The sequence below is a fragment of the Rhizobium sp. CIAT894 genome, from assembly GCF_000172795.2.
Lineage (GTDB): Bacteria > Pseudomonadota > Alphaproteobacteria > Rhizobiales > Rhizobiaceae > Rhizobium.
The window spans coordinates 1,957,804-1,980,248 of record NZ_CP020947.1 but is presented as its reverse complement, the minus strand read 5'-3'; the positions used below and the strand labels follow the sequence as shown (position 1 = coordinate 1,980,248).

Genomic DNA, 22,445 nt, shown 5'->3' with positions numbered 1-22,445 from the left:
CCGGCTTTGCGTCAACCGACAGGTCGTCAGAACGCCCCACCTCCCGCCGCCAGGCGTATCGACGATCAACGCGAAGACAATCAACTCCGACGAATTTCAGGCTGACAGGTTGCCAAGAACCTTCAGAATATGATCCCGGATCGCGCTGGCCGTTTTTTCAGGTGGCACGGAAGTGACGTCGAGGACCAATGTGTTTGGGTGGTGTGGATCGAAAACCCCTGCCCTCCGGCTGCGATCCCTCGAGGCTGCCACGTCAGTGGATTTCAACCTTTCGCGCCGCCCGGGGCTCGAAACCCGGCGAGCCAGCTCCTCTTCATCACACAGCAACCGCACCGGCACCAGAACCGCGCCGCAGGCTTCGGCAGCACCGGCGATCTGCTGAAAGGTACGAAGGCTCCGCTCATCACCCTCGAGACCGGCATGCGTGAAAATGAAATTGGCGGACGGCGCGTAAGCGGTGATTGCATCAAGGACGGTTTGCCGAACCCGACCTGTGAACTCCCATATTCCCTTTGGAAGCGACGCCGTTCCATCCTCATCCAGCAAGCGGAGGATCGGGTTGTTGATCCAGTGGTTGTCGACGATTTTTGCCGAAACCATCGCGCTCAACTCTTTCGCGACAGTCAACTTCCCAACGCCCGGGAAGCCTATGAGCACGATGCGGACACCCATCTCTAGCGACACCTATTCAGTCCCGGTCAGTAAACTCGGTTGAGAAACAGCTATACACGCACCTTCCATTGGATCGGATAGCTCGTGGCACAGGGCCGCTTCCATCCTATTGAAGTGAATGGGACTTCACCAGCGGTACTCGTCGATACGTGCCCGAGACCGACATGCGCGGTTCATGTCGAGCTTGCGGGCTCCGCCGCCTTTCCCCGCATTGAAAATCCGAAAGGCCGGCACATATGTTCGACGGCGGTGCGGACCGAGGACACAGAGGATGCTGACGTTGTGATGCGGAAGCGGCAATTGATCGTCGGTGCGGCCGCTGTTGTGCTCGCAGGCATTTATAGAGGACAGGGAATGGCGGAAGCGAACGAGAAGGTGGATGTTGCGGCGCTTGCAACCCTGAGGCCGGGAATGCCGATGGAGAAGGTCGCGAAGCTCTGCTCGACTTGCCCACGCTGAAGGAAGTGAGAGTTCTCGACAACGAGATTTAGATGGAGTGACAAAGGCAGGCACGCCCGCCAGGCGTATCTTCGATACATTGAAGGATCGCGGGGTCCGTGTGTGGGTGCATTGGGCGTCTGCCACAGAGCCTACGCCGCCCGCTTTCGAATGATCAAGATCCAAAACATGGAGCTGCTGAGTGCGCGTGCTTATCGGCCCGCAGAAGCCTACCCGGCACAACCAAACGGTCATTCTGCCTGGGTGTGAAGCTCAATTGAATGGTCGGAGTGGAGAGATTCGAACTCCCGACCCTCTGGTCCCAAACCAGATGCGCTACCAGACTGCGCTACACTCCGTGCCGTGGGCGGGGAGATACACGGTTCACTTCGCCGTCGCAACCCATAAATCCCGCCCTGGCCGCAGATTCCCGCCTGATATTTGATGCATACAGAAAAATCGTGATGGGCCGCCGGTCTGCCTCTGCCGAGCGACTGGCCGTCGGGAGAAGGCTGCCTCAGCCGTGTTCGAGCAGGCCGATATATTGGGCGTAGCTGATGGCAACGTAAAAGAAAGCCGTAATGACAGCCCCTATCACGATGGCATTGAACTCCGCCGAACGTCTTATCATGAGTGCAAATCCACTGAAATTAGCTGAGCCGTAAACTAGTGCCGAGGGCTGGCTGCGGCAATCGGGTTGTTATCACAACATGAGACAAGCGGTAATATCGCGCAACCGGCGAGAACCCTCAGGCTTCAAGCTGCGGTCGGACACGGGGAGGAATATCCGCGGCCGGCCTGTCCGCCGATATCCGTGTTTCGCAGCTTCACCTCGTCATCGGGATGGGATCGACGGCGCGCGTGCGCCGCCTTTTTTCTTGAAAAGCCAAGGATTCGCGGATAAGCAAAATTCATCTCTTCGTGCTATCTCTAGCGACGAAGCAAAGCCCCGGCGACGGGGATTGAGACCATGGAAGGCGGGCGCAGCCCGCATAGTCGGAGACGCCGCAGTCATGTCTGCCAAGATCTATCGTCCAGCCAAGACCGCCATGCAGTCCGGCAAGGCCAAGACCCATCTCTGGGTGCTCGAATTCGATCAGGAGTCGCCGCGCAAGATCGATCCCATGATGGGCTACACCTCCTCGGGCGATACACGTCAGCAGGTGAAGCTCACCTTCGAAACGCAGGAACTGGCCGAAGCCTACGCCCAGCGCAATGGCATCGAATATCGCGTCATCGCCCCCAAGGACCCGATCCGTCAGGTTGTCGCCTATCCGGATAATTTCCGCTATACCCGTACACAGCCCTGGACGCATTGAGATTTCTCGTCCAGAACTGCCGCATCCGGTCGCGCCCCCTGAACGCGACCGCCGGACGGCCCCTTAGCTCAGCTGGATAGAGCACCTGCCTTCTAAGCAGGTTGTCGCAGGTTCGATTCCTGCAGGGGTCGCCACCATTCAACTGATCTTGAATCTTCGACAGCCGCATCACGGCCCGCATTGTCCGGGCGTGCGCGCCGTCACTTCGCCTTCTTCGTCGTCGTGGCGCTGACGATCCGGTCGCCCGGTTTGATTCCGAGTTTGGCGACGATGCCGGCATTGAGTTCGACGACGTATTTCACCGGGCTCATCGAATCGATGATGTCGCGCGAATAGGGCGTTGCGTTTTCCTTGATGTGGCGGATCGTGCCGGTGTCGTCGGAAAAAAGCATGTCGAGCGGCAGGATGGTGTTTTCCATCCACATAGTGACGCGCCGCGGCTCGTCGAAATCGAAGATCATGCCGGCATCATCGGCCATCACTTTGCGAAACATCAGTCCGTGAGCGCGCTGATCGGGAGTTGAGGCAATCTCGACAGTGAAATGCAGCACCTTGCCCGCAGCTGTCTGGATGAGCAGCGGCTCCTTGTCGAACCGCATCTGCTCTTCGCCCAGAGCCGGCAGGGCAACCATGAAAAAAAGCGCCAGGATGGCGCTTCTGATCGCATGAAACAGGATTGGGCCGCGCATATCAGTGCGACCGGCTGGCGGGGCTCGGAACATCGGGATGGATCTCCGCGGCCATCAGGCCCTTCTCGCCGTCGCCGAAGCGAACGAGCACGACCTGGCCGGGGCGCAATTCCGTCAGGCCGAACCGGCGGAGCGTTTCCATGTGCACGAAGATGTCTTCGGTGCCCTCGCCGCGTGTCAGGAAGCCGAAGCCCTTGGTGCGGTTGAACCACTTGACGAGCGCCCGCTCGAGCCCGCTCGTCGCGGTGACCTGCACATGGGTGCGCACCGGCGGCATCTGCGAGGGATGAACCGCCGTCGACTGGTCCATCGAGAGGATCTTGAAAGCCTGGTAGCCGCGTTCGCGGCGCTGGATGAGGGCGACGATGCGCGTTCCCTCCAGGATCGTCTGGTAACCGTCGCGGCGCAGGCAGGTCACATGCAGGAGAACATCCTGCATACCATTGTCTGGCACGATGAAACCGAAACCCTTGGCGACGTCGAACCACTTGACGACGCCGGTGATTTCCACAAGATCGACCGCCTCCGCCGATAGCTCGTCAAGATCGGAGTATTCGTTCGATGAAATCCTATCAGCCATTGTCGCCAGCCCCTCGAATACGCGTCACACTGTTACGGTTAACTGATTCTTGAAATCAAGATTAACATCTTGGTAACGGATAAGCGCAAGTCCTAGTTTTCGGTTATTCCCAGCTGCACATTTTATAAAGATGACTTGCCCGAAGCTGACCTCGCATCGCCGAAAAAAGCTAGCCCCAATAAAGGAGTAAATAGAATGCGTTATCTCCATACAATGGTTCGCGTCAAAGACCTGGACGCCTCACTCGCCTTTTACACCACCCTGTTCGGGCTGAAGGAGATCCGCCGCCACGAAAATGAGAAGGGCCGATTCACCCTGGTTTTCCTCGCCGCCCGCGACGATCTCGACCGTGCGCGCAGCGAAAAGGCTCCCTGCCTCGAGCTTACCTATAACTGGGACACGGAAGATTATAGCGGAGGACGCAATTTCGGCCACCTCGCCTACGAGGTCGACGATATCTACGCAACCTGCCAGCATCTGATGGACAATGGCATCACCATCAACCGGCCGCCGCGCGACGGGAACATGGCCTTCGTGCGCTCGCCCGACGGCATTTCGATCGAAATCCTGCAGAAGGGCAGCCCGCTCGCCGCCGCCGAGCCCTGGACCTCGATGGGCAATACCGGCGCCTGGTAAGGCTTTTTTCCGCAAGGCTTTTGCGAGGCTTGCGGCTTTTTCGATTTCGGGTCCGGCCGGCGCCTTAGCGCTTGCCGCGATCCGGCGCCGCAGGCAATCTCCCGGTGACTCGAAGCGGATGGTGGCGTTTTTCGCCCCTAATTCCGCATCCACCGGAGACTGTCGCTTGCCTAACATGCAGATGCGGATGCCCGTGACGGGCGCTTTGCTGATCGCCACCTCGGTGCTGGCGCTGTCCGGCTGCACATCGGACAAGAAGGCGCTCGATTCCGCAGCGGCGGTTCCGGCGGCCCAAGTCGCGCCCCCCCAGCTTGCCGCAGCAGCGCCTGCAAGCCCTGCCCCGCGTTCGGTCTATACGGATCCCCGGCTCGTCAATGTCTCCGGCGCTCAAGCAGCACCTCAGGCCGCGGTGGTGGATCCGAACGCCGCTGTCCCGCCCGCCAATCCGGCGGCATCGGCACCTGCCAATATCGGCGGGCTCGTCATGCAGTCGACCCGGATCAATGCACAGGCAATGAGCATCTTTTCCGATCACCAGCCGGGGCCGCAGAACAACAGCACATCCACCGTCATCCAGCCGCAGGCCTATGCGCCGGTGGAAGGTGTCGTGCCGGCGAGAAGCAGCGTTTACAGCCAGCAGCCCACATCGGCACAGCCGGCGGAGCCGGTGCTGCCGCAGCAGTCCTCGCAGAATGGCAGCACACAGCCTGCGCCGGTTCAGACAGCGTCGCTCGCGACCGGCAGTATTCCGACTTCGACTGTCAATGCGCTCTACAGCGCCCCGAAGCAGAACCTGCTCGGCAGCCTCTCCGGCCTGCTGCAGAAGGCATCCCTGCCCGGCATGACGCGTATCGCGCCGAACGGGCTGCATCTTCAGAACGACAAGGTCGAGGTCGGCTGCTTCAAGCCCGACTTGCTGAACGTGATCAAGACGGTCGAAAACCATTTCGGCCGGCCTGTTATCGTCACGTCAGGCTACCGCGACGAAGAGCATAACCGCCAGGTCGGCGGCGCTGACGAATCGATGCACAAGAGCTGCGAGGCGGCCGACATCCAGATCGACGGCGTCACGAAATGGGATATCGCCGCCTATATCCGCTCGCTACCGAACCGCGGTGGCGTCGGCACCTATTGCCACACGGATTCGGTCCATCTCGACACCGGCAAGAGCCGTGACTGGAACTGGGGTTGCGGCGGCAAACGCGCGCCAATAACCACCGCAAGAGCCATCTGATCCCACAAGCGCGGATCGGCGTCACGCCAGGTCAGCTCTATCCCGCGAGTTTGCGGCAATTCCCACAAACCTTTGATTCGGCTAACCTAATCCTCAAAAATACACCAGCCGAAATATCTGTCATTTTTTTGCAAAAAATCGAATTTGGCGCTTGCGGCTTTCGAAGGTGCTGACTATAAGGGCGCCACCACGAAGGAAGCGCCCTTCGTCTATCGGTTAGGACACCAGATTTTCATTCTGGGAAGAGGGGTTCGACTCCCCTAGGGCGTGCCACTTCTTCTTTCTCAATTGTCAAAGCAATTCGTGATCTGCTTGCAGATGTCACCGCGCTTTCCTATTTTAACGAAGTTGGCCTGCGCCCTTCGTCTATCGGTTAGGACGACAGATTCTCATTCTGTAAAGAGGGGTTCGACTCCCCTAGGGCGTACCAAAATATCACAAAATCAGACACTTAGATAAAAGTGTCGCTGACATCATTATATCTTTTCCCTCGTTTGTCACACCATTTAGGAGGGAAAGGCAATGAGCTGTTTTGAAAATCTACCGCGAGAGGGGCCAGGAAGCCGCCCTCAACTTCGCGTGAGCGCTGGCTAGATCCTGAGTACGAGGCGGTATGCGGAACCTTACCGATCCCATCTCGTTGTACCAGTAGGAAAGCACGGGTGTTCCTCCTGTGCGATCCGTCTTTGTCAGGACTTGCCCCGCCTAGGCGGGGCATTTTTTGTCCGGCAGCGTACGGGAACCGCAGGGGCACATTAAGGTTATCGCAAAGTTGGGTCGTGCGGAGGAAAGTTTTCGGTCTGCTCCCAAGCGACGCTCCGCGCGGCCCGGCACCTTCGGCGCCGTCGCTCGCCCCGGTGATGATCGTGCCCTGGTGGCCGCCATTGCCGCTCCTCCGGTCCTAAGGTTGTTTATGCCCAAGCTGATATCTGTGGTCGGACGACGATGGAGCAAGCCGCCTACTACTCAGAAAGCCACCGTAAAAAGATGGCTACGAAGGGGATGAAGTTCCTGCAAAAAGAGGCGGTGGCCGAGGAACGGAAAGAGGACAGGTTGGCGTACCAGCTTGTAATCAGGTCGAAGCCATCCCCAACACCGATCCTTCTCCGACTTCGCCTTGCCACCGCAGCGCTGTTTTCCACAGCCGAAAAAAATCGGCGAAAACGATGATTTTTTCGCGTCTTGGCGCTTGCGGCTTTCGAAGGTGCTGACTATAAGGGCGCCACCACGAAGGAAGCGCCCTTCGTCTATCGGTTAGGACACCAGATTTTCATTCTGGGAAGAGGGGTTCGACTCCCCTAGGGCGTGCCACTTCTTCTCTCTCAATGACATGGGTTCGATCGCTTGCGCGACAGTGCTATTTTGCCGGCGCTGCGTCGCAGACGCGCAGTTGGATGCGGCGCGCACCCTGGTAATGCTCGGCGCCGAGCGAACCCGCGACATGCAGGCTCGCGCCGCGCGAATTGAGCAGCAGGTTGCCCAGCGCCGTATCGGCGGCGCGGAAGGCGATGCCGTCGAGCCGCGATCCATCCATTGCCTCCATCGTCACCTTCACATGCTTCTCGCCGACGAGGCGCGCATCGCGCACACGATGGGCCGGCACGGCAAAGAGCGGTTGCGAATGGCCGGAGCCATAGGGGCCGGCCGCCTCCAGGCGATCGATGAGTTCGAGCGTGGCGCCGCTGGCGCCGATCGCCCCGTCGATCTTCAAGGTCTCGTTGGCGACGAGGTTCGCCACCGTCCTTGCCGCCTTTTCGGTGAAGAAGGTCCTCAACCTGCCGAGATCGGCGCGCTCGACGGTCAGCCCCGCGGCCATGGCGTGGCCGCCGCCCTTGACGAGCAGCCCCTCGTCGACCGCGGCGCGCACCATCCTGCCCATGTCGAAGCCGTTGATCGAGCGGCCCGAGCCGGTGCCGCGACCGGAGGCATCGAAGGCGATCGCGAAGGCCGGGCGTTTGAACTTCTCCTTCAGCCGCGCCGCAATCAGCCCGACGATGCCGGGATGCCATTTCTCATGGGCGGTGACGATGACGGAGGCGCCCTCGCCGTCGCCATATTCGGCGAGCGCCTCGGCTTCCGCCTCCTGCAGCATGACGGCCTCCATCGCCTGGCGTTCGCGGTTGAGTTCGTCGAGGCGCTGGGCGATCACCTCAGCCTCACCGGCATCGTCAAGCGTCAGCAGCCGGCTTCCGAGGGCCGCGTCGCCGATCCGCCCGCCGGCATTGATGCGCGGGCCGATCAGGAAGCCGAAATGATAGGGTGTGACCGGGCCTGAAAGCCCGGCTTTGCGGAAGAGTGCCGCAAGCCCGGCATTGCTCTGGTGGCGGGCAGCAACCAGGCCCTTCACCACATAGGCGCGGTTGAGGCCCTTCAACGGCACGACATCGCAAACCGTCGCCAATGCAACGATGTCAAGCCATTGCAAGAGGTCGATCGCCAGGATGCGCTTGTTGCCGGCCGCGCGCAGCAGGCGCAGCGTCGCGACCAACACCATGAAGACGACGCCGGCGGCGCAAAGATGCCCCTGCCCCGACAGATCGTCCTCACGGTTCGGATTAACAAGCGCATGGCAGCGCGGCAGCTCATGTGTCACCTGATGGTGATCGATGACGACAACATCGATGTCGCGCGCGGCAGCCGCCGCCAGCGCGTCGTGACTGGTGGAGCCGCAATCGACGGTAACGATCAGTTGGGCACCGTTGTCGATCAACTGGTTGATCGCCGCCGGATTGGGGCCGTAACCTTCGAAGACGCGGTCGGGGATATAGATGGTCGCCTTGACGCCGAAATGGCTGAGGAAGCGGAACATCAGCGCCGAGGAGGCCGCGCCGTCGACATCGTAGTCGCCGAAGATCGCGACGCTCTCGCCGCGCTCGATCGCCCGCACCAGACGGGCCGCGGCCTTTTCGCAATCGGTCAGGCTATGGGGATCGGGCATCAGGCTGCGGATGGTCGGATCGAGAAATTCGATCGCATCGTCCACCGGCACGCCGCGCCCGGCCAGCACGCGAGCGATCAGATCCGGCAGGCCGTGGATCTGTGACATGGCGAGCGCGCGATTCTGCCCGGCCTGGTCGAGCCGCGCCACCCAACGATTGTCGAGCGCGGATTTCTCCACGCCGAGAAAGGCGCGCTGTACCGGATCGACGGGATCTGCCATGCCACACTCCGCTGACTTCATCTGCTCTTTTTACAGGAGCAGCGGAGATAACATAGCGGGGGATTTGCAGACACGGATTTTTACCAGAATACTGTCCAGATCAGCATGGCAATGCCGGCAAACTGCACCAGCAGAAACGAAAACAGCGTCAGCAGAATGGCCCAGTTGCGGCCTTCCGGATTGTCGTCATCGCCGTCAGCCTCGTCATGGACCTCATGACTGATGTCACGGTGCATTGGCTTGAGGATTTGCTCAAGCATATCAGGAGGGTTGGGCGGCTCGTCGCTCGGGCGGCCATACCCCTTCCCGGCATGGCTGTCCTTGCTCATGAAATTCTCCACGCCGGCGACTCACCATCTATGGTTTTATTTATATCAATATTTCGGTATTTGTTAATATAGACTTCCGTACGGGGAGCCTGACCGATCAACAAAAAACCGCCCTGCCAGAGACAGAGCGGTTCATCGTCCCCAAGCGGGAAAAACTTAAGCTTCTTCTTTCGGCCGCTCGATGCGAATCACCTGCGGCTCGCCGAAGAGATAACCTTCCGACTTGATCGAAGCGACCGCCTTGCGGACCGACTCTTCCATCGTTGCGTGCGTGACGAGAATAATCGTCTGGTGGTGCGACGGCGCCAGATGCTGTTTGGAGCGCTGGACGATCGATTCCAGCGATATGTTGTTTTCAGCCATGCGGGTTGCGACGCTGGCAAAGACGCCGGTGCGGTCGAGCACGGTCAGGCGGATGAAATAGCCGCCCTCATGGCTCTGCATTTGCGCCTTGCGGTAGGGCTCCAGCGCCGTTGCGGGATGACCGAGAACCGGCACGCGCTGGGCGCCGGGCTGGCTCTTGGCGATATCGGCGATATCGCCGAGCACGGACGAGGCCGTCGCGTTGCCGCCGGCGCCAGGGCCGACCATCAGCAGTTCGCCGAGCACGTCGGATTCGATCGCCACCGCATTGGTAACGCCGTCGACCTGGGCAATGACCGAATCGACCGGCACCATGGTCGGGTGCACGCGCTGCTCGATGCCGGTATCGGTGCGCTGGGCAACGCCGAGCAGCTTGATGCGATAACCGAGCTCGGCGGCGGCGTGGATATCCTCGATCGAGATGTTGGTGATGCCTTCGAGATAGATGTCGTCTGCCGCGATCTTATTGCCGAAGGCGAGCGTCGTCAGGATAGCAAGCTTGTGGGCCGTGTCGTTGCCCTCGATATCGAAGGCGGGATCGGCCTCGGCATAACCCAGCCGCTGCGCTTCCTTGAGGCATTCGGCGAAGGAAAGCCCCTCCTTCTCCATCTTGGTCAGGATGTAATTGCAGGTGCCGTTCATGATGCCGTAGATGCGCGAGACGGCATTGCCGGTCAGCGATTCGCGCAGCGCCTTGATGACGGGGATGCCGCCGGCGACCGCCGCCTCGAAATTCAGCAACGCGCCCTTCTCCTCGGCAATCGTCGCAAGCTCGACGCCGTGATAGGCAAGCAGCGCCTTGTTGGCTGTCACCACATGGAGACCACGCTGGAGTGCGGCGCGCACCGAGGTGTTGGCAGCGCCTTCGGCGCCGCCCATCAGCTCGACGAAGACGTCGATATCGCCCTTTTCGGCAAGCTCTTCCGGCCGGTCGAACCAGGTAACCGCGGAAAGATCGACGCCGCGGTCCCGCGTCCTGTCACGCGCGGAGACCGCGGTGATGGTGATCGGACGCCCGCAGGTGACGGCAAGCTCGTTGCTCTTCTGCTGAATGATGCGGACTAGCGAGGCGCCAACGGTGCCCAAGCCCGCAATGCCGATTTTGAGGGCATCTGCCATGGATCGATCCTGAATGTCTGTGTGGCGGCAGCCGCGGGGCGCGGCTGCCGAAGGGTTGGATTAACGGTGCGCGTTCAGCGAAATGACGTTATGCATCGTTTCGTCTGCCGTCGACATGAACTTCTTGATGTTGCGGGCAGCCTGGCGGATGCGGTGTTCGTTCTCGACCAGCGCCAGACGGACATAGTCGTCGCCCATCTCGCCGAAGCCGATGCCCGGGGCAACGGCGACGTCGGCCTTCTCGACCAGCAGCTTGGAAAATTCCAGCGAACCGAGATGGCGGAACTTTTCCGGGATCTTCGCCCAGGCAAACATGGTGGCGGCCGGTGGCGGCACGTCGAATCCGGCCTTGCCGAAGCTTTCAACCATGACGTCACGGCGACGTTTATAGACGTTGCGGACTTCCGCAATATCGGAGCCGTCGCCGTTCAGGGCATGTGTCGCCGCAACCTGGATCGGCGTGAAGGCGCCATAATCGAGGTAAGACTTTACGCGGGTGAGCGCCGCGATCAGCCGCTCGTTACCGACGGCAAAGCCCATGCGCCAGCCGGGCATGGAGAAGGTCTTCGACATCGAGGTGAACTCCACCGTCACATCCATGGCGCCCGGCACTTCGAGAACCGACGGCGGCGGCGCCTCGTCGAAATAGATCTCCGAATAGGCAAGGTCGGACAGCACGATGATGTCGTGCTTCTTGGCGAAGGCAATGACGTCCTTGTAGAAATCGAGCGTCGCGACAAAGGCCGTCGGGTTCGAGGGATAGTTGAGGATCAGCGCCAGGGGCTTCGGGATCGAATGCCTGACCGCGCGCTCGAGCGGCGGAAAGAAGGTCTCGTCCGGCTCCACCGACATCGAGCGGATGACGCCGCCTGCCATCAGGAAGCCGAAGGCGTGAATCGGATAGGTCGGGTTCGGGCAGAGAATGACGTCGCCGGGCGCGGTAATCGCCTGCGCCATATTGGCGAAGCCTTCCTTGGAGCCGAGGGTGGCGACCACCTGCGTATCCGGGTTGAGCTTGACGCCGAAACGGCGGGCATAATAGGCGGCCTGGGCGCGGCGCAGCCCCGGAATGCCCTTGGAGGAGGAATAACGGTGGGTGCGCGGATCCTGCACGACCTCACACAGCTTATCGACGATCGCCTGGGGAGTGGGAAGGTCGGGGTTTCCCATGCCGAGATCGATGATATCGGCGCCGCCCGCTCGCGCGCTTGCTTTCAAACGGTTGACCTGTTCGAAAACATAAGGCGGCAAACGCCGGACTTTGTGAAACTCTTCCATTTCATTCCCCATGGAAAGGCGGCATTTCGGGCCGCAGTCGAAGTTCGTTCCGTCTCCCGGCGGCTGCGACACGAACTTCAGAATCGCAACGCCGTATTCATCAGACCTAAGCCACGCGGCAAATCTTTGACGGAAAGGCCGCGCAACGCGCATTATCGGGAAAATCGTATCTTCCGATCCATCCGGAAGGCTTTGCGTCCAAATTGCCTGAAAGGCAAGGTCTATTTGGAGATTTCGGAGAGCGTATCCGTGCCGTGTTCGGCGGCGAGGCGGCGCATTTCGGCGACCTTGGCCTGATATTCGGCCTCCGAGAGCGTACCGGCCTTGCGGCGGGCAGCAAGTGCCGTCAACTGATGCTGCAGGTCGGCCGCCTGCTCGTCGCTCATCTGAACATTGGCGGCCGTCAGCGGCGCGCCGAAATTCGGATAGCCGTCCGGCGACTTTGCCAGGCCGCCTTCGACCGCATCGCCCTTGGTGGCCGGCATGACGACGGCGGTCGGCGCCGCTCGCTTGGCGGCGGCCGCGGCTTTCTCTTCCGCCGTCAGATTGCATCCGGCAAGGGCCATCGCCGCAGCGACGCAGATCAATGCGGTGCGGTTGAAGGTCGCGATGCGCCGAATGCCGTTTTTCGTCATGCCTCAAAATCCAGTTCTGATTGCGTCGACTGTTAAATTTGTCGCAGCCACAAAGCAATAGCATGAGCCGGCGCGCGTGGAACTTGTTTTCTCGTTCGATCACGATGTACAACGAATGGATAAAAACAGTGCTGCCGCCGGGAGGAAATGGTGACCGACAGCAAGCAGGAAAATGGCGGCCAGAAGAATGGCGGCAAGGCCGGTTTCGACGCGACCGATCTCGATCCCTATGTATTGAAGGATCCAGAGGCCATGGCGATGAATTTCGCCCGGGCGCTCGAAAATCTCGGGCAGGCTGCCTCGGCCTGGCTTGCGCCGCGCGAACGCGGCGAGATCACCCAAACCGCCGTCGATCCGATGACCGACATGGTCAAGACGCTTTCCAAGGTCAGCGAATACTGGATTACCGATCCGCGCCGCACCTTCGAGGCGCAGACGCAGCTAATGTCGTCGTTCTTCGGCATCTGGATGCGTTCGATGCAGCGCGTGCAAAGCATGCAGGCGCCTCCTGAACCAGACACCCGCAAGGACAAGCGCTTCTCCGACGAGGACTGGCAGAAGAACCCTTTCTTCGATTTTCTCCGCCAGGTTTATTTCGTCACATCGGATTGGGTGGAGAAGCTGGTGTCGGAGACCGATGGTCTCGACGAGCACACCAAGCACAAGGCCGGCTTCTACGTGAAGCAGATCACGGCCGCCCTTTCGCCGAGCAATTTTGTCGCCACCAATCCGCAACTCTACCGCGAAACGATCGCAACCAGCGGCGAGAACCTGGTGCGGGGAATGAAGATGCTGGCCGAGGACATCGCTGCCGGAAACGGCGATCTTCGCCTGCGCCAGACCGACATGACGAAATTCGCCGTCGGCCGCGACATGGCGCTGACGCCGGGCAAGGTGATCGCCCAGAACGATATCTGCCAGATCATCCAGTACGAGGCTTCGACGGAAACGGTGCTGAAACGGCCGCTGCTGATCTGCCCGCCCTGGATCAACAAATTCTATATTCTCGACCTCAACCCGCAGAAATCCTTCATCAAATGGTGCGTCGACCAGGGGCAGACAGTCTTCGTCATTTCCTGGGTCAACCCGGATGCCCGCCACGCCGAGAAAGACTGGGCGGCCTATGCCCGCGAGGGCATCGATTTCGCGCTCGAGACGATCGAGAAGGCGACGGGCGAGAAGGAGGTCAACGCTGTCGGCTACTGCGTCGGCGGCACGCTGCTGGCGGCGACACTGGCGCTGCATGCCAGGGAAAAGAACAAGCGCATCAAGACCGCGACCCTATTCACCACCCAGGTCGACTTCACCCATGCCGGCGACCTCAAGGTCTTCGTCGACGAGGAGCAGCTTGCCGCGCTCGAAGAGCATATGCAGGCGGCCGGCTATCTCGACGGTTCGAAGATGTCGATGGCTTTCAACATGCTGCGCGCATCCGAGCTGATCTGGCCTTATTTCGTCAACAGCTATCTCAAGGGCCAGGAGCCCCTGCCCTTCGACCTGTTGTTCTGGAACGCCGATTCGACCCGCATGGCGGCGGCAAACCATGCCTTCTACCTGCGCAATTGCTATCTGAAGAATGCGCTGACGAAAAACGAGATGATCCTCGACGGCAAGCCCGTGTCGCTGAAAGACGTGAAGATCCCGATCTATAATCTCGCCACGCGCGAGGATCACATCGCGCCTGCCAAGTCCGTCTTCGTCGGCAGCCGGTTCTTCGGCGGCAAGGTGGACTTCGTTGTCACCGGCTCGGGACATATTGCCGGCGTCGTCAACCCGCCCGACAAGAAGAAGTATCAATACTGGACCGGCGGCCCCGCCAAGGGGGACTACGAGACCTGGATCGAGAAGGCGACCGAGACGCCGGGATCCTGGTGGCCGCACTGGCAGGCCTGGATCGAGACGCATGATGACAGGCGTGTGCCGGCGCGCAAACCCGGCGGCGATGCGCTGAACGCGATCGAGGAAGCGCCGGGAAGCTACGTGATGGAACGCGCCTGAGAAGGCCCTGCGCATCTCTTTTTGAGACGCCGCGAGAAAGAACGACGCGGCGTAAACAAATTAGAAACCATAATTCGTCATCCTTGCGAAACAGTCGGAAGTCGCGAGTGGTCTAAATTCGGCCCACTTGCGCCTTTACCGGCCCCGGCGAAGTTTAGTCAGTCAGTGCCGCCGGCCTGCGTAGCGAGTTTGAAAGACGAGTGTAGTATGGCGTTTGCGGTTGGGACGTTCAATAACGTCACCCCTCTTGGCGGATCTGCTTTTCGTTTGCGCAGATCTCGCGGTTTCCTTTACGGTGTCGTCGGCGCCGGATTTCTGACCTCCACATGGTTGATCGCGACCTTCGCGACGATGCATTCCGTCGGCGCTCCGGCTTCTCAGCCCGAGAGCTTCACGCAGGTCGCATCGATGCCGAAGCTGAAGCCGGCAACGCAGCACGAACGACTGATCCATGTCGGCAAGGCTGACCGGCTGGCCGCCTTCGATGCCAAGCCGGTCGTCGCCCTGACGGCGCACCTCATCCAGTCGCATGCGCAAAAGACCAATGCCGCCGCAACGGCATCGCTGGCGCTTGCAAAGAACAATCGTCTGGCCGCGCCTGCCGAACCGCCGGTCGCCGTCGCCGCCGTAACGCCGTCCGATACCGCGAAATTCGCCAGGGACGACGCCGCCACGCCGCCGGTCGAGCTCGCCCAGGCGGAGACGGAAGCAGAGAGTGATGACCGCATCATCATTCCTTCCAAGGAAACTGTCGCGGCCGTCGAACTCCCTGCCCTGCTCGCACTTGCAGATGCCGGACCGCAGCAGATCGCGCCGGCCCCGGTCGAGCCCGCTCGAGTCGAGCCGGCGGCACCAGCCCTCAAAACGGTGTCGCTGCCGCAGGAAAAATCTGCGCCCGTGGAAGTCGCCGAGGCCGGAGAGCAGCAGCCCTTCGATCTGGTGCTGGCGCCGGACGAAGGCTCCGTGCCGCTGCCGATGGCGCGTCCCGATGGCCTCATCGGCAAACCGGCACCCGCCGGCAGAGGGGCGCAGCGCCCTGCCGAGCCTGCGCTTGCCTATGCTCAGCCGAACTCGCCGATCCAGGATGAGCAGGACGATGCCGTGCCGCGCTACGACAAGCCGGTCTTCTCGCCGAAGCTGCGCGCCGGTGTGGCGATCTACGACATCGAGAACAGCACGGTCTATCTGCCGAACGGCGAGAGGCTGGAAGCCCATTCCGGCCTCGGCAAAATGCGCGACAACCCGCGTTACGTAGACAAGAAGATGCGCGGCCCGACGCCGCCGCACACCTACGCGCTGACCATGCGCGAAAGCCTCTTCCACGGTGTCGAGGCGCTGCGGCTGACGCCACTCCAGGGCTCGGATGCCATCTATGACCGTGTCGGCCTGCTTGCCCACACCTACATGCTCGGCAAGAACGGCGATTCCAACGGCTGCGTCTCCTTCAAGGATTACAAGCGCTTCCTCGCCGCCTACAAGCGCGGCGACATCAGGCAGCTCGTGGTCGTGCCGAGGCTGAACAACAAACCGTCTTCAACGCTCGCCTCGCTGTTTTCGTCGCGCAGCTGACGGACAGGACAAAGAGCAGCCACCTGCCCTGTTGAAGGGTTACTTCAACCAGGCTGCGATTCGCTCCACTGCCTCGGCGATCTCGGCCTCTGAGCCAGCATAGGACAGGCGCAGGGTTCGATGTCCCTCCAGCGGATCGAAGTCGAGGCCGGGTGTGGCGGCGACGTCGATTTCGGCGAGCATGCGTTTGGCAAAACCCATGCTGTCATTGGTGAAGCGGGTGACGTCGAGATAGGCGTAGAAGGCGCCATCCATCGGCGAGGCGATCGAAAGGCCGATCTGCGGCAGGCGCCGCATCAGCAGCTCGCGGTTGGCGGCATAACTCGCCTTATAACGATCGAGCTCGGCGCCGGCGCCAAGCGCGGCGGTGGCGGCGATCTGCGAGAGTTCGGGCGGGGAGATATAGAGGCTCTGCGCCACCCGCTCGATCGGCCGCACCAGGCGCTCCGGCAGCACCATCCAGCCTATCCGCCAGCCGGTCATGCAATAATATTTGGAGAAAGAGTTGATGACGATCGCCTCGTCGGTCAGCTCAAGCGCGCTCGCCTCCTCGCCGGCAAAGGTCAGCCCGTGATAGATCTCATCGGAGATGAAGGCGATGGAATGGGCCGCGCAGTAATCCGCAAGCGCCTTCAGCCCATTGCGGCCGGTCACCGTGCCGGTCGGGTTGGCGGGGCTTGCAAGCAGCACGCCCTTCAGCGTCAGGCCGCTTTCCTTCTGCGCCGCCTCAAGGCTCTCAGGTGTGAGCGTGAAGTGGGTTTCGGCCGTTACCGGCACCTCGACCACCTTCAGGCCGAGTGCGCCCAGAATATTGCGATAGGCGGGATAACCGGGTCTTGCGATCGCCACAGCATCGCCGGCATCGAAGAGCGTGAGGAAGGCGAGATTGAAGCCGGCCGAGGATCCGGTGGTGATGGCGATGCGCGCGGGATCGATCTCCAGGCCGTGGCGATCCTTATAGTGCCGGGCAAGCGCCGATTTCAGCCGCGCCGTTCCCAGCGCATCGGTATAGCCGATCCGGCCTTCGGCAAGAGCTTCACGCGCCGCTTCGAGGGCCGCCTGAGGGGCGGGATGCGAGGGCTGGCCGACGGCCATCGAGATGACCGGATTGCCGGCCGCACGCCGCTTCGTCGCCTCGGCCAGGACGTCCATGGCATGAAAGGGCTCGACTTCGCTGCGTTTCGATATGGAAAACAAGATCGCTTCTCGCTCGACTTATTCGATGGTGGCCAGACAATTGCCGCATTAATCGGCTCATCACAATCCCGCGAGGGCGGCGCGAGGGTGAAAATTCCTGTTTGAACAGAACTCGACGCACCGTACCTTGACGCGACGCGTTCAAGTCCATAACCCGGCGACGGTCTTCCCGACCAAGACCACATTGCCGATGACGAGGATATCATGGCCTTCTTCTCGAAAAGCTTCACCGCACTGGCGCTTGCCGCATCGATCGCTCTTCCGTTTCCGGCGGCAGCGCTCGACGACCAGCAGAAGAAGGAGTTCGGCGAATTCATCAAGCAATACCTGATCGAAAATCCCGAGATCATGCTCGATGTCCAGGATGCGCTGCAGAAGAAGCAGGAAGCCCAGCGGCTGGTGAAGGCCAATATGGCAATCGATGAGAACACCGCCGACATCTTCGATTCGAAGAACGACGTCACGCTCGGCAACCCCAAGGGCGATGTAACCGTCGTCGAATTCTTCGATTATAATTGCAGCTACTGCCGGCACGCGCTTCCCGACATGCAGGCGATGCTGAAGAAGGACAAGAACGTCCGCTTCGTGCTCAAGGAATTTCCGATCCTCGGGCCGGATTCGGTCGCCGCCCACAAGGTGGCCGACGCCTTCCGCAAGCTGGCGCCGGAGAAATACGCCGATTTCCACGTCGCCCTTCTCGGCAGCGAGGGCCGCGCCTCCGACGAAACGGCGGTCGCAGTCGCCGCCTCGCTCGGCGTCAGCGAGGACAAGATCCGCGCCGAGATGGCAAAGAGCCCGAATGACAGCATCGTCCAGGCGACCTACCAGCTCGCCTCCAGCCTCGGCATCAGCGGCACGCCCTCCTATGTGATCGGTAAAGAACTGGTGCCGGGCGCCGTCGGGCTCGACGATCTGGAAGGCAAGGTCAAGAACATGCGCAGCTGCGGCAAGACCACCTGCTGAGCAAAGCAATCGCCGATCGGCCGCCCATCAAATCGCCAAAATCGAAGCGTTTCAACCATGTGGACAAATGTGGCACGATTCCCGCTGCCCAATCCGTAAGGGCTTTCAATCGGCCTTCGCGGAGTCTATAGGTTGCCGTCGTACATTTTTCGGAACATTCGATGACGCAAACGATTTTTGTCCTGAACGGCCCCAACCTGAATATGCTGGGTAAAAGAGAGCCCGGCATTTATGGCGGCAAGACGCTGAAGGACATCGAGGCGGACTGCAAGGCTGCCGGCCGCGAACTCGGCTTCGATATCGATTTCCGCCAGAGCAACCACGAAGGCGCACTGGTCGACTGGTTCCATGAGGCGGACGAAAAGGCGGCCGGCGTTGCCATCAATGCGGGCGCCTATACGCATACATCGGTCGCGCTGCATGATGCGATCCGCGCTATATCCATTCCCGTCATCGAGCTCCACATATCCAACGTGCATGCACGGGAAGAATTCCGCCACAAGTCGATGATCGCGCCCGCATGCAAGGGCGTGATCTGCGGCTTCGGGCCTTACAGCTACATCCTGGCGCTCCACGCGCTGAAGAACATCACGGCATAAGAATAAGACAGGGCAACACCATGGCTGAAAAGAAATCGGGTATCGATCAGGCACTGATCCGCGATCTCGCCAACATTCTCAACGAAACGGATCTGACGGAGATCGAGGTCGAGCAGGACGACCTGCGCATTCGCGTTTCGCGCGCCGGCACCCAGCAATATGTCCAGGCGCCGATCGCAGCACCTGCCTATGCCGCGCCCGCAGCTGCCGCACCGGCAGCAGCAGCCGCCGCACCGGCCGCGGCTCCCTCCCGCAATCCGGCGAACGTCGTCAATGCACCGATGGTCGGCACCGTCTACATGGCGCCCGCTCCGGGCGCGCGTCCCTTCATCGAAATCGGCGCGACCGTCAAGGAAGGCCAGACGCTGATCATCATCGAAGCGATGAAGACGATGAACCAGATCCCCTCGCCGAAGTCGGGCAAGGTGACGGAAATCCTCGTCGATGACGGACATCCCGTCGAATACGGCCAAGCCCTCGTCGTCATCGAATAGGCCCATGCCCATGATTTCGAAAATCCTCATCGCCAATCGCGGGGAAATCGCCCTTCGCGTGCTCCGGGCCTGCAAGGAACTCGGCATTGCCTGCGTCGTGGTTCATTCCACCGCCGATGCCGATGCCATGCATGTGCGCCTTGCCGACGAAAGTGTTTGCATCGGCCCGCCGTCTTCGCGCGAGAGCTATCTCAATATCCACCAGATCGTCGCCGCCTGCGAGATCACCGGCGCCGATGCCGTGCATCCGGGCTACGGCTTTCTGTCGGAAAATGCCAAGTTCGCCGATATCCTCGAAGCCCACGGCATCACCTTCATCGGGCCGACGGCGGACCATATCCGCATCATGGGCGACAAGATCACCGCCAAAACAACGGCGCTGGAACTCGGCATTCCGGTCGTTCCTGGTTCGGACGGCGAAGTGAAGACCGAAGAGGATGCGCTGAAGACGGCCGCCGAAATCGGCTATCCCGTGCTGATCAAGGCAACCGCCGGCGGCGGCGGACGCGGCATGAAGGTCGCCAAGAGCGAGGCCGACCTGATCGAGGCCTGGTCGACGGCGCGCACGGAAGCGGCAGCCGCCTTCGGCAACGATGCCGTCTATATGGAAAAATATCTCGGCAAGCCGCGCCACATCGAAATCCAGGTGTTCGGTGATGGCGAAGGCAATGCCATCCATCTTGGCGAACGCGACTGCTCGCTGCAGCGCCGCCACCAGAAGGTCTGGGAAGAGGCGAATTCGCCGGCGCTCAACGTCGAGCAGCGCATGAAGATCGGCCAGATCTGCGCCGACGCCATGAAGAAGCTGAAATATCGCGGCGCCGGCACGATCGAATTCCTCTACGAGAACGGCGAGTTCTATTTCATCGAAATGAACACCCGCCTGCAGGTGGAGCATCCGATCACCGAAGCGATCACCGGCATCGACCTCGTGCACGAACAGATCCGCGTCGCCTCCGGCGGCGGTCTGTCGGTGACGCAGGATGAGGTGCATTTTTCCGGCCACGCCATCGAGTGCCGCATCAATGCCGAGCATCCGCGCACCTTCGTGCCCTCGCCCGGCACGATCACGCATTTCCATGCACCGGGCGGCCTTGGCGTGCGCATCGATTCGGGCGCCTATCAGGGCTACAAGATTCCGCCTTATTACGACAGCCTGATCGGCAAGCTGATCGTTCACGGCCGTACCCGCGTCGAATGCATGATGCGACTGCGTCGCGCACTCGACGAATTCGTCGTCGACGGCATCAATACGACGCTGCCGCTGTTCCAGGATCTCGTCTCCAACCAGGACATCGCCAACGGCGATTACGACATCCACTGGCTGGAACACTACCTCGCCAACGCACCGGCGGCATAGGACAGGAATGGCAGGATCGCGCAGGAAGTCACCAGGCATCACCCCTGACATTCTCCTGCGCGCCTATTCCATCGGCCTCTTCCCGATGGCCGAATCCGCCGACGACCCGGAGATTTTCTGGGTCGAGCCGGAGCTGCGTGGCGTGCTGCCGCTCGACCATTTCCACGTGTCGAAGAGCCTTGCCAAGACGGTGCGCAGGAAACCCTTCGAGATCCGTTTCGATCACGCTTTCGACCAGGTGATCGCGGCTTGCGCGGAGGAAACATCCGGTCGCCCGAGCACCTGGATCAACAAAACGATCCGATCGCTTTACGCGACACTCTTCGACATGGGGCATGCCCACACCGTCGAAGCCTGGGACGGCGACGAACTGGTCGGCGGCCTCTACGGCGTCTCGCTCGGCTCGGCCTTCTTCGGCGAAAGCATGTTTTCGCGCCGGACGGATGCCTCGAAAATCTGCCTCGTGCATCTGGTCGAACGGCTCAGGGAAAAGGGCTTCACCCTGCTCGACACGCAGTTCACCACCGAGCACCTGAAGACGTTCGGAGCGATCGATGTTCCGAAGGCCGATTATGCCCTGATGCTTGCAGCCGCGATGGAATCGCCACACCTCAAGTTTTAAGCGCGATCCTTTCATCCCAGCGTTGATTTTCGAGCCGATTTGAATAGGTTCGGCGCCTGCAACGGGGGATAGAATTTTGAAACGATATTTTGCAGCCGCGATCCTTTTCGCCTTGTTCACAGCTCAGGCCGGCGCCCGCCCTTACCAGGAGATGTTCCCGGACAGGAGCGACTTTTCCGACGCGGAAAAGCCGTTGCTGGAAAAGCTCGATTTTCAGCAGGGAGCAATCAAGCTGCCTGCCGCGAAGGCGACGCTGAACGTGCCGCAAGGCTTCTATTATCTCAATCCCGCCGACACGAAGACGGTGCTTGTCGACATCTGGGGAAATCCCCCGCAGGCGGCGGAGGGAACGATGGGGATGATCTTCCCGGCGAAATACGCGCCGACCGATATCGAGGCCTGGGGTTCCGTCGTGCAATACAGCGCCGACGGCTATGTCTCCGACGCCGATGCCGCGACGACCAATTACGACGAACTGCTGCAGAACATCAAAGATTCCATCCGGGAAAACAACGTCGAGCGCGAGAAGCAGGGTTTTCAAAAGATCACGCTTATCGGGTGGGCCTCGACGCCGCATTACGACAAATCCGCGCATGCGATGCACTGGGCGCGCGATCTGTTGTTCGGCGATGACATGCGGGCGCCCCACACCCTGAACTATTCCGTGCGGACCCTCGGCCGCCAGGGCGTATTTGAGTTCGACTTCGTTGCCGGCCTGAACCAGTTGAAGGAGATCGAGGCGGTTATTCCGACCGTCACGACGCTCGTGCAGTTCGACACGGGAATGGCCTATACCGACTACGTCGAAGGCGACAAGATCGCTGCCTACGGAATGGCGGGAATGATCGCCGCCGGCGCGGGCGCCAAGATCGCCGCAAAGGTGGGGCTGCTGGCGCTTGCGGCCGTCTTCCTCAAAAAAGCCGGCATCCTCATCGTCGTCGTGGCTGGCGGCGCGCTTCGCTTTGCCAAGGGTCTTTTCACGAGGAACAAGACACCCACTGCATAAGGCTTGCGCGCGTCAAGATGGACTGCTGTCAGAGCTGTTCGACACGGTCAAACGCTACCATTGTGGCAACATCCCCGCCGAAGCGAGCGGCCTCTTCTGGCTCAATGGTTGAGGCAGTCGGCGCATAGACGTGCCGAAATTGGTCTGGGCAGATTGTGAAAAATGGACGGGTCGGCCGTACCAAA

20 protein-coding genes and 5 tRNA genes are annotated in these 22,445 nt (G+C 60.8%); 15 read left to right on the top strand and 10 right to left on the bottom strand.

Annotated elements, in window-relative coordinates:
* Positions 1-96 precede the first annotated feature (96 nt).
* On the bottom strand, positions 97-672 hold the full coding sequence (locus RHEC894_RS09870) for an AAA family ATPase (protein WP_085737125.1): 576 nt from the start codon (positions 670-672) through the stop codon (positions 97-99).
* Positions 673-1,392: 720 nt separating this feature from the next.
* Positions 1,393-1,469: transfer RNA gene (locus tag RHEC894_RS09860), tRNA-Pro, on the bottom strand.
* A 654-nt stretch (positions 1,470-2,123) separates the two neighbouring features.
* On the opposite strand from RHEC894_RS09860, the gene RHEC894_RS09855 reads away from it, so the two are divergent.
* Both RHEC894_RS09855 and RHEC894_RS09850 read left to right on the top strand, forming a co-directional pair.
* Positions 2,124-2,429, top strand: a complete 306-nt coding sequence (locus tag RHEC894_RS09855; RefSeq protein WP_085737124.1) for an ETC complex I subunit — start codon at positions 2,124-2,126, stop codon at positions 2,427-2,429.
* A gap of 57 nt (positions 2,430-2,486) precedes the next feature.
* Positions 2,487-2,563 (top strand) — tRNA-Arg (locus RHEC894_RS09850).
* Positions 2,564-2,629: 66 nt separating this feature from the next.
* Here the strand turns inward: RHEC894_RS09850 and RHEC894_RS09845 are convergent.
* Positions 2,630-3,118 (bottom strand): DUF192 domain-containing protein, encoded by a 489-nt coding sequence (locus RHEC894_RS09845; protein WP_085737123.1) that lies wholly within the window; start codon positions 3,116-3,118, stop codon positions 2,630-2,632.
* 1 nt (position 3,119) lies between these two features.
* A complete protein-coding gene (locus tag RHEC894_RS09840; RefSeq protein ID WP_010067665.1) occupies positions 3,120-3,698 on the bottom strand; it encodes a cold-shock protein in 579 nt (192 codons plus the stop codon).
* Positions 3,699-3,893: 195 nt separating this feature from the next.
* On the opposite strand from RHEC894_RS09840, the gene gloA reads away from it, so the two are divergent.
* The 5 genes from gloA to RHEC894_RS09810 all read left to right on the top strand — a co-directional run bounded on the left by gloA (position 3,894) and on the right by RHEC894_RS09810 (position 6,879).
* Positions 3,894-4,334 carry a lactoylglutathione lyase gene (gene gloA, locus RHEC894_RS09835; protein ID WP_089152710.1) on the top strand — a complete coding sequence of 147 codons (441 nt, stop codon included), beginning with the start codon at positions 3,894-3,896 and terminating at the stop codon, positions 4,332-4,334.
* A gap of 166 nt (positions 4,335-4,500) precedes the next feature.
* Positions 4,501-5,568 (top strand): D-Ala-D-Ala carboxypeptidase family metallohydrolase, encoded by a 1,068-nt coding sequence (locus tag RHEC894_RS09830; RefSeq protein WP_089152709.1) that lies wholly within the window; start codon positions 4,501-4,503, stop codon positions 5,566-5,568.
* A gap of 198 nt (positions 5,569-5,766) precedes the next feature.
* Positions 5,767-5,841 (top strand) — tRNA-Glu (locus tag RHEC894_RS09825).
* A gap of 82 nt (positions 5,842-5,923) precedes the next feature.
* Positions 5,924-5,998, top strand: a tRNA-Glu gene (locus RHEC894_RS09820).
* 806 nt (positions 5,999-6,804) lie between these two features.
* Positions 6,805-6,879, top strand: a tRNA-Glu gene (locus RHEC894_RS09810).
* A gap of 46 nt (positions 6,880-6,925) precedes the next feature.
* Here the strand turns inward: RHEC894_RS09810 and recJ are convergent.
* The 5 genes from recJ to RHEC894_RS09785 form a co-directional block, all read right to left on the bottom strand.
* Positions 6,926-8,728: a single-stranded-DNA-specific exonuclease RecJ gene (gene recJ / locus RHEC894_RS09805; RefSeq protein ID WP_085737119.1), complete on the bottom strand. Its 1,803-nt coding sequence runs from the start codon at positions 8,726-8,728 to the stop codon at positions 6,926-6,928.
* An 80-nt stretch (positions 8,729-8,808) separates the two neighbouring features.
* Positions 8,809-9,057, bottom strand: coding sequence for a hypothetical protein (locus tag RHEC894_RS09800; protein WP_085737118.1), 249 nt, complete (start codon positions 9,055-9,057; stop codon positions 8,809-8,811).
* 156 nt (positions 9,058-9,213) lie between these two features.
* Positions 9,214-10,539 (bottom strand): homoserine dehydrogenase, encoded by a 1,326-nt coding sequence (locus RHEC894_RS09795; protein ID WP_085737117.1) that lies wholly within the window; start codon positions 10,537-10,539, stop codon positions 9,214-9,216.
* 60 nt (positions 10,540-10,599) lie between these two features.
* Positions 10,600-11,817, bottom strand: coding sequence for an LL-diaminopimelate aminotransferase (locus RHEC894_RS09790; RefSeq protein ID WP_085738927.1), 1,218 nt, complete (start codon positions 11,815-11,817; stop codon positions 10,600-10,602).
* A gap of 221 nt (positions 11,818-12,038) precedes the next feature.
* Complete coding sequence (locus RHEC894_RS09785; protein WP_085737116.1) at positions 12,039-12,452, bottom strand: hypothetical protein; 414 nt, start codon at positions 12,450-12,452, stop codon at positions 12,039-12,041.
* Between the two features lie 147 nt (positions 12,453-12,599).
* On the opposite strand from RHEC894_RS09785, the gene phaC reads away from it, so the two are divergent.
* Both phaC and RHEC894_RS09775 read left to right on the top strand, forming a co-directional pair.
* Positions 12,600-14,450: a class I poly(R)-hydroxyalkanoic acid synthase gene (phaC, locus tag RHEC894_RS09780; protein WP_085737115.1), complete on the top strand. Its 1,851-nt coding sequence runs from the start codon at positions 12,600-12,602 to the stop codon at positions 14,448-14,450.
* Positions 14,451-14,657: 207 nt separating this feature from the next.
* Positions 14,658-16,019 (top strand): tlde1 domain-containing protein, encoded by a 1,362-nt coding sequence (locus tag RHEC894_RS09775; RefSeq protein ID WP_085737114.1) that lies wholly within the window; start codon positions 14,658-14,660, stop codon positions 16,017-16,019.
* Positions 16,020-16,058: 39 nt separating this feature from the next.
* On the opposite strand, the gene RHEC894_RS09770 is transcribed toward RHEC894_RS09775, so the two are convergent.
* Positions 16,059-17,216: an aminotransferase class I/II-fold pyridoxal phosphate-dependent enzyme gene (locus RHEC894_RS09770; protein ID WP_085737113.1), complete on the bottom strand. Its 1,158-nt coding sequence runs from the start codon at positions 17,214-17,216 to the stop codon at positions 16,059-16,061.
* 204 nt (positions 17,217-17,420) lie between these two features.
* Between RHEC894_RS09770 and RHEC894_RS09765 the strand changes: the two genes are divergently transcribed.
* From RHEC894_RS09765 to RHEC894_RS09740, 6 genes are all read left to right on the top strand, one after another.
* Positions 17,421-18,179, top strand: coding sequence for a DsbA family protein (locus RHEC894_RS09765; protein WP_085737112.1), 759 nt, complete (start codon positions 17,421-17,423; stop codon positions 18,177-18,179).
* 161 nt (positions 18,180-18,340) lie between these two features.
* Positions 18,341-18,778 (top strand): type II 3-dehydroquinate dehydratase, encoded by a 438-nt coding sequence (gene aroQ, locus RHEC894_RS09760; RefSeq protein ID WP_085737111.1) that lies wholly within the window; start codon positions 18,341-18,343, stop codon positions 18,776-18,778.
* Between the two features lie 20 nt (positions 18,779-18,798).
* The gene (gene accB, locus RHEC894_RS09755; protein WP_085737110.1) at positions 18,799-19,272 is read left to right on the top strand and encodes an acetyl-CoA carboxylase biotin carboxyl carrier protein; all 474 of its coding nucleotides are present in this window, start codon (positions 18,799-18,801) and stop codon (positions 19,270-19,272) included.
* Between the two features lie 4 nt (positions 19,273-19,276).
* Positions 19,277-20,632: an acetyl-CoA carboxylase biotin carboxylase subunit gene (gene accC / locus RHEC894_RS09750; RefSeq protein WP_206427908.1), complete on the top strand. Its 1,356-nt coding sequence runs from the start codon at positions 19,277-19,279 to the stop codon at positions 20,630-20,632.
* 7 nt (positions 20,633-20,639) lie between these two features.
* Positions 20,640-21,254: a leucyl/phenylalanyl-tRNA--protein transferase gene (gene aat, locus RHEC894_RS09745; protein ID WP_085737109.1), complete on the top strand. Its 615-nt coding sequence runs from the start codon at positions 20,640-20,642 to the stop codon at positions 21,252-21,254.
* Between the two features lie 76 nt (positions 21,255-21,330).
* Positions 21,331-22,260, top strand: a complete 930-nt coding sequence (locus tag RHEC894_RS09740; protein WP_085737108.1) for a DUF2167 domain-containing protein — start codon at positions 21,331-21,333, stop codon at positions 22,258-22,260.
* Positions 22,261-22,445: the final 185 nt, after the last annotated feature.

Excerpts from the sequence above, each read along its gene's own strand:
- RHEC894_RS09870 (WP_085737125.1), bottom strand. The coding sequence starts at position 672 with ATGGGTGTCCGCATCGTGCTCATAGGCTTCCCGGGCGTTGGGAAGTTG.
- RHEC894_RS09855 (WP_085737124.1), top strand. The coding sequence starts at position 2,124 with ATGTCTGCCAAGATCTATCGTCCAGCCAAGACCGCCATGCAGTCCGGC.
- RHEC894_RS09845 (WP_085737123.1), bottom strand. The coding sequence starts at position 3,118 with ATGCGCGGCCCAATCCTGTTTCATGCGATCAGAAGCGCCATCCTGGCG.
- RHEC894_RS09840 (WP_010067665.1), bottom strand. The coding sequence starts at position 3,698 with ATGGCTGATAGGATTTCATCGAACGAATACTCCGATCTTGACGAGCTA.
- gloA (WP_089152710.1), top strand. The coding sequence starts at position 3,894 with ATGCGTTATCTCCATACAATGGTTCGCGTCAAAGACCTGGACGCCTCA.
- recJ (WP_085737119.1), bottom strand. The coding sequence starts at position 8,728 with ATGGCAGATCCCGTCGATCCGGTACAGCGCGCCTTTCTCGGCGTGGAG.
- RHEC894_RS09800 (WP_085737118.1), bottom strand. The coding sequence starts at position 9,057 with ATGAGCAAGGACAGCCATGCCGGGAAGGGGTATGGCCGCCCGAGCGAC.
- RHEC894_RS09795 (WP_085737117.1), bottom strand. The coding sequence starts at position 10,539 with ATGGCAGATGCCCTCAAAATCGGCATTGCGGGCTTGGGCACCGTTGGC.
- RHEC894_RS09790 (WP_085738927.1), bottom strand. The coding sequence starts at position 11,817 with ATGGAAGAGTTTCACAAAGTCCGGCGTTTGCCGCCTTATGTTTTCGAA.
- RHEC894_RS09785 (WP_085737116.1), bottom strand. The coding sequence starts at position 12,452 with ATGACGAAAAACGGCATTCGGCGCATCGCGACCTTCAACCGCACCGCA.
- phaC (WP_085737115.1), top strand. The coding sequence starts at position 12,600 with ATGGTGACCGACAGCAAGCAGGAAAATGGCGGCCAGAAGAATGGCGGC.
- RHEC894_RS09775 (WP_085737114.1), top strand. The coding sequence starts at position 14,658 with ATGGCGTTTGCGGTTGGGACGTTCAATAACGTCACCCCTCTTGGCGGA.
- RHEC894_RS09765 (WP_085737112.1), top strand. The coding sequence starts at position 17,421 with ATGGCCTTCTTCTCGAAAAGCTTCACCGCACTGGCGCTTGCCGCATCG.
- aroQ (WP_085737111.1), top strand. The coding sequence starts at position 18,341 with ATGACGCAAACGATTTTTGTCCTGAACGGCCCCAACCTGAATATGCTG.
- accB (WP_085737110.1), top strand. The coding sequence starts at position 18,799 with ATGGCTGAAAAGAAATCGGGTATCGATCAGGCACTGATCCGCGATCTC.
- accC (WP_206427908.1), top strand. The coding sequence starts at position 19,277 with ATGCCCATGATTTCGAAAATCCTCATCGCCAATCGCGGGGAAATCGCC.
- aat (WP_085737109.1), top strand. The coding sequence starts at position 20,640 with ATGGCAGGATCGCGCAGGAAGTCACCAGGCATCACCCCTGACATTCTC.